Source organism: Embleya sp. AB8 (assembly GCF_049739465.1).
Lineage (GTDB): Bacteria > Actinomycetota > Actinomycetes > Streptomycetales > Streptomycetaceae > Embleya.
In genome coordinates this window covers 141,501-158,143 of the sequence record NZ_JBMHHY010000027.1, presented here as the reverse complement: position 1 = coordinate 158,143, position 16,643 = coordinate 141,501, and the positions used below count along the sequence as shown (strand labels likewise).

The following is a 16,643-nucleotide window of genomic DNA, read 5'->3' as shown; positions in this document are numbered from 1 at the left end:
CAGCAGCCTCGGCTACCGCACGCCCGTCGAATACGAAGCCACACTCGCGGCCTGACCACCACAACGACGGTGTCCGTCAAAGCGGAGCAAGCTCAAACACCGTGCCGTTCGCCTCCGACGATCCATGCAGAGTTCTCCGGACGACAACCAGGATTAACCACGGATCGCCGTCTCGTCGAAGGTCCCTCGACGGGACGGCATCTCAATGAGAAAGCTCGGTCGGCCCGACAGCGTCTTGCCATGCCCTCGTCTGGGTGACTCGGCGCAATCCTTGAATTGTGCGGTTGCCTGACGGTGCTCTGCGACCTCTCTGCAAGGTCCGCGAGGAAGTGGCCTGCCGAGGTGTCAGCTGCACAAAGTGAGCCACTGGCCTTCCCTGACGCCGTTGAGCCGACAGGTGCCGACGGAGAATGCACGCGCGGTGGGCACCGGGGTTTTCCTCCAACCATCCTCGCGTAGAAACTGCGCTGTGCGAGGAGAGGTTTTCGGTGCCGTTCCTACCGAAGTCGTCGTCGGCCCCATCTTCGGGAGAACTGTCTGTTGAAGTCGGCGATGACACGGTCGTCCACCGTCAGCGTGAGGCGCAGTACCAAATCCAATCGCCGCCCCGCAGCGACTGCGTCCGGCAATCCGTCCATTGTCGCTGCGGCCTGGTCGAAGAACGCGCGCATCTCCTTGGCTGGTTGGCCAACGACGGATGCGGCCAGTTGTGCTGCGTGCTTCATGGAGATCGGGTACACGGCGCCACGAATGTCGGCGGACCAATCAAGTAGCTCCTCGTAACACGAGACGAGCCGCTCGGCCAAGTGAACAATGGCGTCCGAGTCACCGGCAACCCCTGGGGCACCGAAAGCTCGCTCCTGCGCATCGGGGGAAAGGATGATCATGACGGTTTGCGAGACCTGCAACAAATCTGTCAGCCGACCTCGGAGTTCGTGCTCGACGTCGTGCTCCTGGACGCGGCGTCCGTTCGGGCGGGCGTATCCAAGTACGTAGTCACGCCACTTTGGCTCGAGGCGATGCTTGCCTTGGACGAGGGCACCGGCGAACAGGAGGTACTCCCAACCAACTGGCGCGCATGTGACGAGGGCTTGATTCTCGGCTTCGGACGTCGGGACTGCCTGGAACCCGCCAATCCCCTCTGGTGGACGAGCCTGGGCATCGATTCGGTTGTAGATGCGGTCAAGCCGCTCCAGGACGTCGTTGGTAAGCAGACTTGGGAACAGTTCTCGGACAGGGCGGTGCCGCTGCAGCGCTTCGGCGAAGTAGTCGGGGCCTCGCCAACTGACATCGATGCCGACCGATCGGCCCATCTGCACTGCCTTGGCCCCAAGTCCCTCCGGGATAGGGTAGTTGGAGAGGAAGGTCCAGGCTTGGACTGCCCAGTCGCCACTTTGAGCCAGCACGATTGCCTTACGGAGATCACCGAGCATCTTCGCCTGGATCTCGGCGTCGATGAGACGCTTCTGCGGTCGCTTGAAGCAGTGGATGGCAAACATCCGTTGCTCGGATTTGAGGTAGCCGTCATTCCCTCGGTCGGAGCGATCATCGTCGATCGGCAGGAAGTCCGCTCCGTGCTCGGCGCGCAGGACCGCGTTGCACAGGCGGGTGAATTCCTGTGGCACGGTCACGAGTTCGATCTGCGCTTGAAGGTTCACCCGGACAGATTACGGGCCACCTACGACGTCGGGTTGTTCACTTGGCGCGAGCACCCTCCTGCAGTCGGGTATCGACACAGGCGATCGCGCACCCGACTGGCAACCCGCTGCCGGGCCCTTCGCGCGCGCATCGAGTACCGCCGGTTGTCCGCGTGTCCCGCTCCGCAGGCGACTCGCCCCTGCCGCAGATCGATCCAAGCACTGCGGTACCCGTCGCAGACACAGCGGAGCAAGAAGCGCGCCGCAACGACATCGCCGGCGGCTTCAACCAGTTCCAGGAACGGAACGAAGCCTGTTGGAGGGGTCATGGGCGACTCGGGGGCATCCAATGGCTGCGGCGGACCTCGTGAGCCTGTGGAAAGAAGAGGGACGAGCGGCCGATGCCGAAGACTTCGCGCGAGCGGCGGCCGACCAGAGGGCAGTTCACGCCCTACGACTGTTGAACTACGAGCGGCTCCCTGAACACAACCTGCCAACGATGGTCACGTACGGCTTGGAACCGGACGGCAGCGCCTCGGACCCTTGGTGACTCGCGAATACGCCGGGTCTACTTCACGTCCCTGGCCCCGCCTTCAGGACACGCCGCTCCAGGTCGTTGAGGACAGCGTGGGCCGGTGTCCAGCACATCTTCACTGTGTCCTCGTCGGGAGTAAGGCCGTAACTGATCTGGGCACGCGGATGAACGAAGTTGCGATAGGTCCGGACGATGGACATCAGTTCCGTTGCGTCGACGTCCACGTAGCCGCGTTCCTGACCCGTATCCAGTAGATAGCTCAAGGACACCCGCGTGTCCGCCATCGGTTTGCCGTTCTGATGGAACTGCTCGGCGAAGTCTTCCTCGTGTTGCCTGAGCACGGCAAAGAGTAGACCTTCCACAAAGCTACCGATCCCGATCACCGCATAAAGAGGGGCACCGTATTCCATGCACACTTCCGCCTGTCGCGCGCGTTCGGTCAGTACGTCGACCACCTGGGGGTCTGCGATCAGGCGAGGCAACCGCTCGGCAAGCTTTTCCGGCATGTGGGTGTACACCGTTGTATTGAGGGCCAGCGGACCGAGTACGGGAAACCCGGAGACGTAAGTCACCGCGAGCTGCTCGGACTTGAGCACAGTGTCGTTGAGCCATGTGCGGACGGCATTGGCCGTACTCATGCCGTCGTCATACTCGCGTGCATCGCAAAGACGACATACGAGTCTCCGCACGTCGTCGCTGTTGCTGTCGCGCCGGTTCATCTCCCGGAGAAGCCATGAAACCCGCCATGATCCGTCGTAGGGCGGCACGGGATCCCAACCGCTGTGCTCCAAGAGCCGTTCGAGTTCCCATCCGCTGCGATTGTAGGGGCCGTCGATGTCAACAATGAATTCTGCAAGCCGTTCGAGCGTTCGAGGATCCAGCTGCGACATTGCTCATTCCCAATGCTCGTTGGAATTCCGGGCGGTATCGTAGGCGTCAGTCAGCCTTTGATCGATGCGTCTCCCCCGTCGACTGAGTCCGAGTTCACGCATGGCTTCCCTGACGCGATACTCGCCATCGCGTGGCAGGCCATCTGTCATCAGCCAACACATCAAAGCGACGAGCTCTTGTTCGGGGTAGTCCTCGATTGAGGCCCGAGGTGCAATCGACGGCCGCGGAAGTCGGACGTTTCTGGTGGCTGCATCCGCCCCGAACGCCGGAACGTCACGGGCCCTGGGCGAGGAGGCCGTCATCGGCTCCGCTGCGTCGAAGGCTTGGACGGCGCGTTCCCAGGCGGCGACGGTCGCCCCGAGTTCCCGATCGGGATCGCGGAACCAGTCGGTGGACCAGATGCGGTGGAACTTCCATCCGAGTCGTTCGAGGTGGCGTTGGCGCAGGCGATCGCGATCGCGCGCGCTGTGGCCCTTGTGGTAGCTGGCTCCGTCGGCCTCGACTGCCAGTACCGACTGACCCGGCAGCCGAGGATGGAAGAGGGCGAAATCGATGCGGAGCTCCGATACGCCCCACTGCGGGATCACTTCAATGCCGGCTTCACGGAGAGCGTCGAGGATTGATTCCTCGAAGCCGTTGAGCGGAACATCGAGGGCTCTCGGAGGCATGTCGCCACCACCGTGCGCGGCGGCGTACACCAGGTAGCGACGCAAGACTTCCACGCCGTGGTGGCGGTCCACCGTGGTTCGCGCCGGCGCAATGTCGCCGGCCGAGAAGCAGCTGACGACGGTCATCCGCTCTCGGGCCCGAGTGATCGCGACGTTGAGTCGCCGTGCACCGTAGCGTCGGTTCAATGGACCGAAGTTTCGGTTCACCCTGCCGTTGGCCTGCTTGGCGTGCCCGATACTGAAGATGACAACGTCGCGTTCGTCACCCTGGACAGCTTCGATCGCATGGACGAAGAACTCGTCCCGAGCCGGCACCTCTCGGGCCAGGAAGGCGTCGAGCTCCGGATCGCTTCGACGTGCGTCGCTGAGCGCCAGGTCGATGCGGTCTGAGTGCGGCTCCCCCATAGCGATGACGCACAGGGACTTTTCGGGGCGGTCGCGGGGGCGTGCTCACACACCAGGTCGACCACCCGCTGAATCTCTTCGGGTGTCGATCCCTTTTGCCCGGGAACGGCTGTGCCGTCAACCACCTCAAGGCGAATCGGCTTTCCCTGGACGGTGCCGGGAAAAGTAATCAGTTCCTCGCGGTAGAACTCGACGTTGGAGAAGGCGATCAGTCGTTCATCGCGGCTGCGATAGTGCCATCGAAGCCGTTGGTGCGCTTGGTGAGGCAGGAGGGCCTTGACCGCTCCGAGGAGTGACTCGTACTCGATTCGATCGTCGACGTCCTCGTACTCCTCCTCTCGGTCCTCGAACGCCCGTTGAAAGTAGTCCGTGGGCGGGAGTTGTTGGTCATCTCCTGCCACCACAAGTTGCCGGCCACGCATGATCGAGGTGATCGCATGATGTGGTTGGACCTGGCTGGCCTCGTCGAAGATGACGACGTCGAACAGTTGCTCCGAAGGCAAGAGTTGACTGACCATCAGGGGAGACATCGCCAGGCATGGATGCAGGGCGAGCAGCACGTCGGGCGACTCTGTGATCAATGTGCGAAACGGGGGCACACGATTGCGCCCTTGAAGTTGGCCATGGAGTCTTCGCCACTGCGTCCTGTGCTCGTCCATGGCCTGTCGGAGATTCTCTGCAACCACGCGCTGGACGCGCGCAGCGTTGCGATCCAGGTGAAGCTGATCCGCCGTACGAAATCGGTCCACAACTTCGCTGTGTTCCTCACCGACGAACTCCGCAAGATTCGGCTCCTCGGAGAGCATGTGGCGCATCAGGGCAGTGAGCCAACCCGTCTTCAGCGTTCGAGCCGCCTCGCGCCCGCTGATCCGCCGATCGAGGTCAAGGTCGAGGTCGGCCAGGTCCGCTACGAAACCACCGAGTCCGGCGACCTTCAGATCCGCCCACAATGTCAAGACGACTGGAAGCTGATCGACGAGGTCTCGGTCCGCGTCGAGCTGACCCAACCATCCATTCAGGAGAGCCGGCGGGCTGGTTCGCACCCGCTCGGGGTCGACGGATGTCTGCGCGGCAATTGCGCCAAGACGGCGGTAGAGCTTCGCGAAGTCAGACATCAAGGACTCGAGACCGTCCACCGTGTCCGGTCGACCACCGTCGCGCGACCATTGGGCCCAATGCTGTCCGCATGTGATGACCTGCGCGATTTCATCGCACAGGCGGCTTCGATGTCGAACATCGTCCTGGCGCAATGCGCGGGCCCTGGCCCGCAGACGGTATCTGCGCACGAAGCCGCGAGCGGCTTCGGGACAGGCGCGTCCCGCCCGCGCGGTGCGGTCGGCACACGCATACCAAAGCTCTTGGAGTTGCTCTTGGAAGATGCCGCGGCCCCACCGCGCGTAAGTCTGTTCTACACGCTTCAAGAGCTCGAACAGATCTTCCCAGTCGGTGAGTTCGGCGGGTTCGCGCAGACCCGCGATCGAGACCGTCTCACGAATCTTTCGGCGTGTGAGCGGGAGCAGTTCCAGCGCGGCGTCGAGATCGCTCAGCACCTGGTCGACGTCGCCAGGGGTCTTCATCCGCGCACGGGCCCAAGGCCCCTCCCCACGCACGATGGCGAGTCCTCCGTGGGCCACGAACCGGGCCAGACGTGAGGCCAGTTCATTCATGCGATCCGATGGGAGGCGACGCAACACGGCTTGGTCGATGCGGACGACGTGTGCTCCCTCTTCACGCAGAGGCAGGAGCTCCGCCATGACGTCGTAAAGGCTCAGTCCCCAGAACTCCCAAGTTCGGTGGAGAGCCTCGCAATGCCGGTTCGTTTCGCTGCGCGCCGCCTTCAGCGCTTGATGGAGGCGCTGTACGTCCACCGGCGCGCGAGTCCCCGCGCGCTCGAAGGCCTCGTTGAGGCGCTGTGTGATGCCGCGGCGGTCGCTGCCGGATCCGTGTAGATCGAGCACCAGGTCACCCAGATCGATGTCAGCCAAGCGTTCGGTGACCGCCTCGATCGCCACCTTTTTGGCAGCCACGAAGAGGACGCTCTTGCCTCGCGCCGCAAGCGAGGCAATGACGTTGGCAATCGTCTGGCTCTTGCCGGTGCCCGGCGGTCCGTCAATGAGCGTGTGTTGGCCACAAATGACAAGGTTGATGGCCCGCGTCTGCGAGGAGTCGGCATCATGAACGAGATATTCGTCGACCGGGTCCACATCATCGGCGCCCGGCATCCAGGCGGTGACGGCGGCACCGTCGTGTAGACGGTCCCACGCACCCTGGTGTCCCGCCATCGCCGCTAGGACATCGTGGCCGGCCATCAAATCGGTGGCGTTCTCGAGGTCTGCCACCATGGCCTGGTATTCGTAGTTGAACACACCGATGAACGTCGCCGATTCGACACTCGGAACGCAGCGCCAGCGGCTCAGGAGTTCGGTCAACGCCTCGTGCGCCGAGGCAACCTGTCCCTGCAGATCGCGTTGGTCTCGAATGGTCGCGTCGATGCCAGTGAGCCACGATTCCGGCCGGACCTTCGGTCCGAACTCTCTGGCCAAGGCATAGGGCAGCACTGGGTTGAAGAACGGGTGCTCGGCGCTGGTCAGCTCGAAGTCGGCGGCGGCACCTCTGCCACGTGACAGGCGCACCGCTCGAACGAGCAGCGGAGCACACAGGGCTGGGCGAGGCTTTTGCCCGGCTGAAACCGGAATCATGATCGTCGCCAACCCCGAGGCCAAGTGCAGCGTTTCCACACCCGTTTCGCTGTGGGTGGTCTTGGCGCGGCGGGCAAGGAGCCGAGCAACTTCGGCGGCCCGCTGGTACCGGGCTTCCTCCGGAAAGAGGGTCCTCAGCGATATGGGCTTTTCGGACCCTGCCCTCAACCGCATCAGGTGTTCAGGCTCGGCGTCTTCGAGCGACAGGCGGCTCTGTCGGCTCGTGTGGTAGAGCCACGCATTGCGGTAATCCAAGCCTCTGACCCTGTCGATCCACATCGCAGCCCGTTCTCGGACGGCGCTCAGCTCGCTTGGGCCCACTACCTGCATTGCTCCCCCTGATGGTCCCCGGCAACGTTTCAGGATCTATGAGGGATGGGATCATCGCAATACGTATCGAAGAAATGACTGATTGTGTGCGTTCATCGACGACCCGGACCATGCACAACCGACCTCGTTTGAGATGCTGTTGCGTCCGAACGGTCCGTCGATGTCGCGTCAGGTCCCAGCGAGCCCATGGGACCACGGAACGCAGTTCACCCGGCCCAACGTGGCGGTCAAGAACCGCTGATGCGTCCGGCCCATGTCTTCAATCGCTCGCGCATGCGTGCGATCTGCTCGACGTCGATTCCGTAGACCGCGTACTCGCGATCCGGCCAGCGGTCGACGGCTTGGAGGGCCAGCGCGAAATAGGGTCGGTCGAAGCCGCCGTCGTGTTCTTCGGCCAGTTCGAGGAGGCGTTCCGGGGTGTAGCGACCGGAGGCGAGGGCGGCGTCCACGTCCAAGTAGTCACGTGGGGCGGCTCGGCCGAACAGCGTGGTGACCTTGTTGGCGATCGCGTCGTCGGGGTGGAGGACGGGGCCGATGTCGAGGTGTGCCGGTGGGCGGGATCGCCAGTCGCAGCCCATCTCGACCTTCGCCTCGCGCCCTGCCTCGTCGATCACCGTGAAACGAGCGAACACATCCCCGAGGAGTTCGACGTCGACCGTGAAACCATCCACCCGGTAGGCCGCAGCCACGCGATTCACGGCCTCGGCGAACGCCCCGGGGTCGGCGATGTTCGTGAAGAGGTCCACATCGTCCGAAATACGTTCGAGGAAACCGTGGGCCTGAACCGCATAGCCACCCGCCAGGACGAAACCGTAGGAGGCTGCGGCGGCAAGACCGATGCGGGCGAGTCTGGCGTGCAGGGGATCCATGCCCGGAATGCTATGCGGCGACGGGCACCAGGTCCGGGAACTTCGACTCCCACATCACCCGCAGGCGCAGCGGCAACCACAGCTGCGGCCATATATGCACCAGCAGGGCCCCGTTCACATGGCGACCGACTTCTTCGGTATGCATCGCCTCACGAAGCACCGTCTCGTACAGCAGACGCACATCAACATCGTCCGCCAGGTCGTACGCCTGCTTCGGGGTCCAATCCAAGGACGTGGGCAGCACGACAATGCCCTCGGCCGGGCCCGTCAACTCCGCAAAGGTGTCCGGCACCGTGTACGGCCGGACATCCGCATACCGCACGCGTGCGTCCATCCCCCCAGTATGCCAACAGACACTCGCACGACCCTGCAGACCCATGAGGCATCCGGAACCGGACCTGCATGGACGCCGAGACTCCCCTCGTGTGGACCAGCCGTGGACCACACACCATGCACGAAACGCCACGATATGGTGGAAATCAAACGTCGTATCAAGCAGCAAAGTATCTCTGACCTGCGAATATGCCTCGTCTACTTGACTGGGGGTCAAGGGGTCGCAGGTTCAAATCCTGTCATCCCGACGGTGTTTATGCAGGTCAGAGGCCCTGTCTCGCGAAAGCGAGGCAGGGCCTCCGTCCGTTTTGTCGGCCTGCCTCTCACAACCTCTCACGCCCTTGAGGGTCGGAGCAGGCAGGGGCAGGGTCCGTTTTTCGGTCCCGGTCCTGGCGTCCTTCTCCACGACCTTGTTGCGGGTGCCCCGGTCGAGGGCGCGGTCGTAGACGATGGTGCGAGGCTTGGACCTCGTCCTGGTCCCAGGGTTCGACGGCGGGCTTCACTGCCTTCGCACGCTGCTTCGCCTCACGAGGGATGGCGTCCGTACCGGGCGACGTTGCGCACCGACAGGTTGCGCCGGATACCGAGGCTCATAGCGGAGCGAAGTCGCCCCGGGAAAGCCGAACCGACCTGACGCCCTTGTTCAACTCGTGGCGGATGCGGGCGAGTTCGGCGACGGCGTCGTTCTTGGTCTTGAAGGTGCGCGTGGGCTGATTGCGTTTGCCTTCGGCATCACCAACCGCCGGCGCACCAATCGGCTCAAGTTCTCGCGGGCGATGTGGCCCAGGTCGAAAATGCGGCGGCAACCCGTAAGGAGCGGCAGCAGGTTGCCGACGACGGTGGGCTCTGTGGTGGGTTCTCTGGTGGTTCTGGTTTTCTGTGGCGGCGATGAGTCCGGTGGTTCTGCGCCGGCCCGCTCGCGCGCGGGAAAGTCCGCACCGGAGTTCGAATTCGAATGTTCGTCGGGCTCTCGCAGGCCCGTCGGCAATAGCATCGAGCCGCGCCAGGCGGAACAGCCCGCCGGCGTGGCCGGCGGGCTGTTCTGCCTGATCGCCTGGTTAGCGAGGCTTCTTGAAGCCGAAGGTCGTCGCGTCTTTCTGGGTGTAGACGGTGCCATCCGTGTTCTTGGTGAAGTCGCCGACCTTGGCGGCCGTGGGCGGCGTATAGCGCTTGGGCAGCTGCTGGTTCTTGGTCATGGTGCTCTCCAATGCATCTACGTCGACGCCTGGTTCGGCGTCTTATCCATTGAGCCGGCTCTCGGCCGCGGTGTCCACCCCCATAATCCAACTCGGGCCATTGCGAGCCGACTTCACCCTCACGCGGGTTGATGGTGAGCGAAACGCCGTGTGGTCGGCCCGGTTTGGGTATTGAGTAGAGTGGGGAACCGCTCCGGCAGGGGTGCAGAGAGTGCAGGAGTGTTCGGAACCAAGCGCAAACTCTTAAGCTTTTCATATTATCGAGTTGGAAATGGTCTGGTTATATCGTCATGGAAATGGCGTGGTCCGGAGGGATCGGGGGATCGGAGGGATCGGGGGGACTGGGGACTGGGGACTGGGGGGGGCCAGGGGACGCGGGGAATTCGACGTGGCCCGGTCGTGTGGTCTTCACCTCGTGAGGCACGATCCCGTACCTGGTGATGCACGATTTCGTACCCGGTGATGCCCGATTCCGTTCCGAAGCGCCGGCCCGGTCGACGTCCTGAGCGGGGTCGGCCGGTCGGCGCCGGGGCCAGTGTGTGTGCGGTGTCGTCAAAGCACCGGCGGTGCGGATGCCGCCGGGTTACCTGGGGGTGAGGCAGTTGCGGTCGCTCAACGACCACCTTGTGGTCCTTCCGGATTCCCCGGGCGGGGCCTGGGCCCACCGTCGGATCGGCGGTGCAGCGCCGCAGCTGGTGACCCATGCCTCCGGGCGGCCGTGGTTGGTCGGCTCGTGGGCGCCGGAGGACCTGGTGGTGTCCGCGGCGGGTCCGGTGCGAGTGGCGGTGTTCGGCCCGAGCCCGGTCGCGCTGGCTCGTCTCGAGGCGTTGGTCTCGTCGGTGCGCGACGTGTCCGACCTGGACACGCTCGCCCGCCGCCTGCCCGGCAATACGCACGTGGTGGCCTCGATCCATGGGCAGGTGCGGTTCCAGGGCACCGTCACCGGGACCCGCTGCGTGTTCAGCGCGCGTCTGGGTGATGTGCCGATCGCCTGCGACCGAGCCGACGTCCTGGCCGCAGCGATCGGTGCGGAGCCGGATGAGGACCTGGTCGCCGCCGGCGTGACCTACGGGATGTTGTTCGCGCCGCTCAGTGAGCGCAGTTGGTGGCGCGGTGTGCACCGGGTGGCCGCGGACTCCTGTCTCGTGATCCCCGGCGACGGCGCCGCCCGATCCGTGCGCTGGTGGCAACCGCCGGAGCCGAGCCTGCCGTTGGCGCAGGGAGCGGCCGGGGTGCGCGCGAAACTGCGGGAGGCGGTGGCCCACCGGCAACCCGACCAGGGCAGGCTGTCGGCCGACCTGTCGGGTGGCATGGATTCCACATCGCTGTGTTTTCTCGCCGCCGAACACCGTCCCGATCTGCTGACCTTCTGTTGGACCGGCGGCAGCACGATCAACGACGATCCGCTGTACGCCGGCCAAGCCGCTCTCCTGCTGGCGCCCGCCGAGCACCTGACCGTGCCGGACACCGACGCTCCCCCGGTGTTCGCCCCGCCGTACTGGGCGCTCGACACGGAGGCCCCGCGAGCCGCCACCCGAGGGATGAACGCGATCCGTTTCGGGATCCGGCACCTGGTCGAGCACGGCGCCACCCGACATCTGGCCGGGCACGGCGCGGATGAACTGTTCACCGGAGGCGCCGCCTACCTGCACACCCTCTTTCGCCACCGGCCGGTGACCGCCTGGCGGCACCTGCGGGCCCATCGGGCGCTGCACCGCCTGCCGTTGCTGCCCAGCCTGGCCGGGCTGGTGCGCGGGGGAGATCTCGGCGCGTGGTGGCGGCAGTGTGCCGACGACCTCGCCCGAACCGCGTCGCCGCCCCGGGCCTCGGCACTCGGCTGGGGGGAACGCATCCCGGCGACGCCGTGGGCCACCGGAGACGCGGTGCGGACCACGCAGCGGGTCTTCCGCGAGGTGGCGGATCAGGTCGTTCCCCTCGCGCCGGACCGAGGGCAACACGAGGCGCTCACCGCCCTGCGCAGCGGGGGTCCCGAGCTTCGGCTGCTCTGCCGCGGGTACGCCGCCGAGGGGCTTCCATTGGAGCTGCCCTACCTGGATGACCGGGTCGTCGAGGCCGTGTTGTCGGTCCTTCCCCATGAGCGTTACGACCCCCGGCGGTACAAGCCGGTGCTGGCCGCGGCGATGCAGGGGCTGGTGCCCGAGGTGATCCTCGGCCGGATCACCAAGGGCGATTGCGAGGAGTCCGTCGATCGCGCCTTGCAGCAGCATGTTCCGGACCTGCTGGACCTGTTCGCGGATTCGCTGCTGGCCCGCCGCGGCCTGATCGACGTGGACCGGCTGCGGACCACGTTGATCACCCCACCGCGCGCCGGGGACGTCTGGTCCGCCCAACTGGAAGCAACGATCGGCGCCGAACTGTGGCTGCGGGAGATCGCGGCCCGCCCCACCATCCCGCCGGCACTCGCCGGCCCCGCCCGTGGCGTCGCCGACCGGCCGCGCCGCGCGCCCGACCTCGAGGAGACGCCGTGACCAGTCCCCCCTGCGCGCTCCGGCCCGGCACCCGACTGCCCCTGCACCGGCGCCTGTTGCCGCTGACCGCCGTGGCCATCGCCCGGCCACTGGCCAAACTGCCGCCCGGGTATCTACACGCCGTCCTCGGGATGTTGCGCACCGGTGCCCGCCCGGGCACCGCCGCCCAGGCCTCCGCGGCGCGCAGCGCGGTCGTGGCGGTCAGCCTGCGCTGCGCCGTCCACAACTGCCTGCAACGGTCGATCGCCACGGCCGTACTGTGCCGGTTCAAGGGCGTCTGGCCCACCTGGCAGGCCGGCGTGCGCACGACGCCGTTCGCCGCCCACGCCTGGGTCGAGGCGGAGGGCCGGGTCATCGACGAGCCGTACCCCGACGGCTACTTCCGCCCGCTGCTCACCGTCGCCCCCAAGCCGCCGACCCGTACGGCCTGACCACCGACCCGCGCCACGACCACGCCCGGAGGGCCGTATGAAGCTCCGCCTGACCACCCACACGGTGTCCACCGACACGGACGACGGCGCCGTGCTGTTGAGCCGGCGCACCGGAGACTACTGGCAGCTCAACCAGACCGGCGCCTACGCACTGCAGCGCCTGCTGGCCGGCCACACCGTGGATCAAGTGGCCGAAGAATTCGCGACCCGATTCGACATCGCACCGGCCCAGGCACATCAGGACCTCACCACGATGACCGAACAACTGCGCTCGTCCGGACTGGTGGAGGCCGGCTGACCCCGGGGCCGGGCCGGGCCGGCCCGCGGTGCCCGGCACCACGCGGGCGCCCTGCCCCTAGGGCGTGTCTTCAAGCCCCTGCCGAGCACGCTCGCCGCCACGGCCCCGGGCCACGGTCCTGACCGCGACGGTCTTGAAATGGAGCCGCGCACACGATGTTTCGACAGCTGTGGGCCCTGACCCAGGGGCAGCGGCGTCCCCTGGGCTACGCCCTGCTCCTCACCCTGGCCGCAGCCGCCGTGGGCATCGCACAACCCCTGGGCGCCAAGGGCGTGGTCGACGCACTCACCGCGCACCGACCACTCCTGTTCCCGGTCACCGTCCTCGCCCTCCTGCTGCTGGCGCAGGCACTCATCGGCGCCGTCGCCGTCTTCCTGCTGGAACGCACCGGCGAGCGGTTCGTCCTGGCCATGCGGACCAGACTGATCTCGCACCTGCTACGGGTCCACATGCACACCTTCGACCGCCTGCGCGTCGGCGACCTGATGGCGCGTGCCTCGACCGACGTGGTCGTCCTGCGCGAGGCACTGACGCATGTCTCCGTCCAGATCGCCACCAACCTGTGCGTGGCCCTGGGGAGCGTCGTCGCCATGTTCGTGATCGATCCGGTCCTGATGTTGCTCATCCTGGGCGTGCTGCTCGCGTGCGGCGCCGTGATCAACCGGCTCTCGGCGGAAATCGGCCGTTCGTCGACGGCGCTGCAGACCGCGGTCGGGGCGATCTCGGCCGGACTGGAACGAGCCTTGTCGGCCCTGCGTACCGTCCGGGCCAACCGCGCCGAACAACGCGAGATCGACCACCTCGGCACGCTGGCCCACCGCGCCTACGATGCCGCGGTCCGCAGCGCCCGGCTGACGGCCGTGATCGCCCCGACGGCTCAGCTGGCGATCAACGCCGCCTTCGTCCTGGTCCTGCTGATCGGCGCGGCCCGGGTCGACCAGGGGGCCCTGTCACTCGGTGCCCTCGTGGCAATGCTGCTGTACGCCACCCAGCTCACCGGACCCCTCACCGAGCTGATGGAGGGCATCGCCTCGGTGAACCGGGCCAAGGGCGCCACCGAACGCATCCAAGAGGTCTACGCACTCCCCACCGAGAACGGCACCACCACCGCCGGCACCACCACCCCCGGCACCACCACCCCCGGCACCACCACCCCCGGCACCACCACCGCCGGCACCACCACCGCCGGCACGATCAGCCGCGGCGCACTGTGCCGGCCACGGACCAAGGGCCCAACCTCGGCCCCTTCGCTGGAGATTCGTGATCTACGGTTCGGCTACAGCCCCGATGCACCGGTCCTGCGGGGGCTGTCGCTCACCGTTCCTCCGCACGCGCTCGTGGCCCTGGTCGGCCCGTCCGGGGCCGGCAAGTCGACCACCTTCGCACTGATCAACCGGTTCTACGAACCATGGAGCGGCAACATCCGCATCGGCGGGCAACCCGCCGCAGACCTCGACCTCGACGAATGGCGCTCACACATCGGCTGGGTCGAACAGGACTGCCCGATCCTGCACGGCACCCTGCGGGACAACCTCTGCTACGCGGCCCCGGAGGCCACCGACGACCGGCTGTGGCAGATCCTCGACCTCGTCAACCTCACCCGGAAGGTGCGCCACCTGTCGGCGGGGTTGGACACCGAGGTCGGCGAACGTGGAGTACTCCTCTCCAGCGGCGAACGCCAGCGGATCGCCATCGCCCGAGCGGTGCTGGCCCGCCCCCGCCTGCTGCTGATGGACGAACCCACCGCCCACCTCGACCCCGCCAACGAAGCCGCCCTGACGGTCAACATGCACAACCTTCGGAAGGAATGTGCCCTCCTGGTCATCGCCCACCGGATGTCCACCATCGAGGCCGCGGACACCGTCGTCATGCTCTCGAACGGAACGGCCTCCGCCACCGGAACATACGCCGAACTCCTCCGCACCCACCCGGAGTTCCAACAGCTCTGCGGGCACTGAACACACCGCGAGCCTGGGTTCTCCACCGCCCCGTCCCGCGCCCGCGTACCCGCACCGAAGCACGACGCAGCCCCGCGCCGTGGTGGTGGCGCTGCACGGAGCGGGGCTGCGGGCCGGCTGCTTCGACGGCCGGGCCCCGCCGTCGAAGCAGCCGGCCTCGACATCACGGGGCCGGATCGCGGAGGCCCCGGTCGGGGGTCAGATGCAGGTGAGCCTGGGGGTTGCCCAGTCGGCGTGGTCGTGGTCGATGTTGTTGCCGCCGGGAGTGACGACAAGGGTCAGGGTGCGGGCTCCGGTCAGGTCGGCGGTGAGGGTCCTGGCCGGGTCCGACGTGGTCAGCACGCCGCTGTCCGCGACCTTCGTGGTGTCCCGGTAGATCCGGAAGACGACTGCGCCGCCCGGGCCGCTCTCGTCGTCGACGCCCACATCCACCGTGAGTCCGGTGCACCGGGCACCGAGGTGATAGGTGATCCTGCTGACGGCGTGCGCGCCCAGGCCCTTGGGGTAGACGGTGCCGTTGATGGTCAGGGCCCTGCCGTCGCCGGCGGCTCGTTCACCGTTGCTCCGGTCCTTCTCCACCGGTCCCCAGCCGTTGACCATGCCCGTCCAGGGGAGGTCGGACAGGTGGGACGTACCGGCGGGCGGAAGTGGAGCCCGGCCGGGGGTGATTCGGTAGGCGACGGTGGCGTGGGCGGGTACGGAGGCGCTGATCGTGCCGGACCTGTTCGTGGAAACGGCTTTGGTCCACAGGTCCTTCAGCCGGTAGGGGCCGCTGTTGCCGATGCCCAGGGCGTCCATGGTCGTGGAGATCGTGGCGGTGGTCCCGGTCTCGTTGGTCAGTGAGACGGCCCGGTCTCCGTTCTTCAACTCCTTGGCCATGACCACCAGGCCGCCATCGTTGGCGACCACGGTGCCCTGTTTGCCCAGGGGGTCCTGGTCGACGGCGATCATGTCGCGGTTGGAGAGGATCTTGAAGGTTTCGGCGCTCGCCTTGCGCAGATCGGTCCCGATCAGCAGCGGTGCGGACATCATCGACCAGAGGGTGAAGTGGGTGCGGTACTCGGCGGCGGTCATACCGCCGTTGCCGACCTCCAGCATGTCCGGGTCGTTCCAGTGCCCGGGGCCGGCGTAGGGGGCGAGCGGTTGGTTTTCGTGTGCGATGTCGATCATCGAGGACCAGTTGTCCGAGATGTCGCCTGTGGTGCGCCACAGGTGACCGATCGGGGCCGCCCACTCCCAGGCCTTGCTCTCGCCCCAGTCGCAGAGCGAGAAGACGATCGGGCGGCCGGTGTCGCGCAGGGCGTTCGCCATGTCGGTGTAGCGCTTCTTGGCGTCCACGCCCTGGTTGTTGCAGTTGTCGTACTTGAGGTAGTCGACGCCGAAGGAGGCGAACAGGTTCGCGTCCTGGCGCTCGTGGCCGAGGCCGCCGGGGAATCCGGCGGTGTTACAGGTCTTCGTGCCGGCACTGGTGTAGATGCCGAACTTGAGACCCTTGCCGTGTACATAGTCCGCGACGGCCTTGATGCCGTGCGGGAAGCGGACCGGGTCGGCGACCAGATCGCCTGACGCGTTCCGGCTGGGTAACGCCCAGCAGTCGTCGAGGTTGACGTAGCGATAGCCGGCGGCCTTGAGCCCCTTCGACACGAAGAGGTCGGCGATGCCCTTGACCATCGCCTCGTTGAAATCGGCCCGGCAGTGGGTCGAGTTCCAGTTGTTGAACCCCATCGGGGGCAGCGCCGCCTGACCGTCGGGCGCGGCGGCGGCCGACGGGGCGGCGGCGACGGACGCACCGGCCAGTGCGGCCGTGCCCACCGCCGGGATCAGGAGTGGCAGCGCGGTGAGGGTGGCCGCGAGGCGGCGGGTGAGGGTGGTTCGTACTTTGTGCACGGACGGCTCCGGAGTTC

General features: G+C 66.4%; 12 protein-coding genes. 4 read left to right on the top strand and 8 right to left on the bottom strand.

Annotation, left to right across the window (positions count from 1 at the left end):
• Positions 1–497: 497 nt before the first annotated feature.
• The 7 genes from ABIA38_RS34295 to ABIA38_RS34265 all read right to left on the bottom strand — a co-directional run bounded on the left by ABIA38_RS34295 (position 498) and on the right by ABIA38_RS34265 (position 9,563).
• Positions 498–1,658 carry a hypothetical protein gene (locus ABIA38_RS34295; protein WP_424642830.1) on the bottom strand — a complete coding sequence of 387 codons (1,161 nt, stop codon included), beginning with the start codon at positions 1,656–1,658 and terminating at the stop codon, positions 498–500.
• 552 nt (positions 1,659–2,210) lie between these two features.
• Entirely contained in the window at positions 2,211–3,062 is an 852-nt protein-coding gene (locus tag ABIA38_RS34290; protein WP_424642829.1) for a hypothetical protein, read from the bottom strand.
• A 3-nt stretch (positions 3,063–3,065) separates the two neighbouring features.
• Complete coding sequence (locus tag ABIA38_RS34285; protein ID WP_424642828.1) at positions 3,066–4,046, bottom strand: AAA domain-containing protein; 981 nt, start codon at positions 4,044–4,046, stop codon at positions 3,066–3,068.
• Entirely contained in the window at positions 3,935–7,090 is a 3,156-nt protein-coding gene (locus tag ABIA38_RS34280; protein ID WP_424642827.1) for an AAA domain-containing protein, read from the bottom strand. Before ABIA38_RS34280 ends, ABIA38_RS34285 begins: the two co-directional genes overlap by 112 nt.
• Before the next feature lie 302 nt (positions 7,091–7,392).
• Positions 7,393–8,034: a nucleotidyl transferase AbiEii/AbiGii toxin family protein gene (locus ABIA38_RS34275; protein ID WP_424642826.1), complete on the bottom strand. Its 642-nt coding sequence runs from the start codon at positions 8,032–8,034 to the stop codon at positions 7,393–7,395.
• 10 nt (positions 8,035–8,044) lie between these two features.
• Positions 8,045–8,368, bottom strand: coding sequence for a hypothetical protein (locus tag ABIA38_RS34270; RefSeq protein ID WP_424642825.1), 324 nt, complete (start codon positions 8,366–8,368; stop codon positions 8,045–8,047).
• 1,057 nt (positions 8,369–9,425) lie between these two features.
• Positions 9,426–9,563, bottom strand: a complete 138-nt coding sequence (locus tag ABIA38_RS34265) for a hypothetical protein (protein ID WP_424642824.1) — start codon at positions 9,561–9,563, stop codon at positions 9,426–9,428.
• A 695-nt stretch (positions 9,564–10,258) separates the two neighbouring features.
• Here ABIA38_RS34265 and ABIA38_RS34260 point away from each other — a divergent pair.
• The 4 genes from ABIA38_RS34260 (at position 10,259) to ABIA38_RS34245 (ending at position 14,739) form a co-directional block, all read left to right on the top strand.
• Entirely contained in the window at positions 10,259–12,052 is a 1,794-nt protein-coding gene (locus ABIA38_RS34260; RefSeq protein WP_424642823.1) for an asparagine synthase-related protein, read from the top strand.
• Positions 12,049–12,483 carry a lasso peptide biosynthesis B2 protein gene (locus tag ABIA38_RS34255; protein WP_424642822.1) on the top strand — a complete coding sequence of 145 codons (435 nt, stop codon included), beginning with the start codon at positions 12,049–12,051 and terminating at the stop codon, positions 12,481–12,483. The genes ABIA38_RS34260 and ABIA38_RS34255 overlap by 4 nt, the downstream gene beginning before the upstream one ends.
• Positions 12,484–12,520: 37 nt before the next feature.
• A complete protein-coding gene (locus ABIA38_RS34250; RefSeq protein ID WP_424642821.1) occupies positions 12,521–12,781 on the top strand; it encodes a lasso peptide biosynthesis PqqD family chaperone in 261 nt (86 codons plus the stop codon).
• 155 nt (positions 12,782–12,936) lie between these two features.
• Positions 12,937–14,739: an ABC transporter ATP-binding protein gene (locus ABIA38_RS34245; protein WP_424642820.1), complete on the top strand. Its 1,803-nt coding sequence runs from the start codon at positions 12,937–12,939 to the stop codon at positions 14,737–14,739.
• A 198-nt stretch (positions 14,740–14,937) separates the two neighbouring features.
• Here the strand turns inward: ABIA38_RS34245 and ABIA38_RS34240 are convergent, their stop codons facing one another.
• Entirely contained in the window at positions 14,938–16,626 is a 1,689-nt protein-coding gene (locus ABIA38_RS34240; protein WP_424642819.1) for an NPCBM/NEW2 domain-containing protein, read from the bottom strand.
• Positions 16,627–16,643 lie beyond the last annotated feature (17 nt).

What these genes read in the sequence shown, in the direction of transcription:
- ABIA38_RS34290 (WP_424642829.1), bottom strand. Translation starts at nt 3,062, where the DNA reads ATGTCGCAGCTGGATCCTCGAACGCTCGAACGGCTTGCAGAATTCATT.
- ABIA38_RS34275 (WP_424642826.1), bottom strand. Translation starts at nt 8,034, where the DNA reads ATGGATCCCCTGCACGCCAGACTCGCCCGCATCGGTCTTGCCGCCGCA.
- ABIA38_RS34270 (WP_424642825.1), bottom strand. Translation starts at nt 8,368, where the DNA reads ATGGACGCACGCGTGCGGTATGCGGATGTCCGGCCGTACACGGTGCCG.
- ABIA38_RS34265 (WP_424642824.1), bottom strand. Translation starts at nt 9,563, where the DNA reads ATGACCAAGAACCAGCAGCTGCCCAAGCGCTATACGCCGCCCACGGCC.
- ABIA38_RS34250 (WP_424642821.1), top strand. Translation starts at nt 12,521, where the DNA reads ATGAAGCTCCGCCTGACCACCCACACGGTGTCCACCGACACGGACGAC.
- ABIA38_RS34245 (WP_424642820.1), top strand. Translation starts at nt 12,937, where the DNA reads ATGTTTCGACAGCTGTGGGCCCTGACCCAGGGGCAGCGGCGTCCCCTG.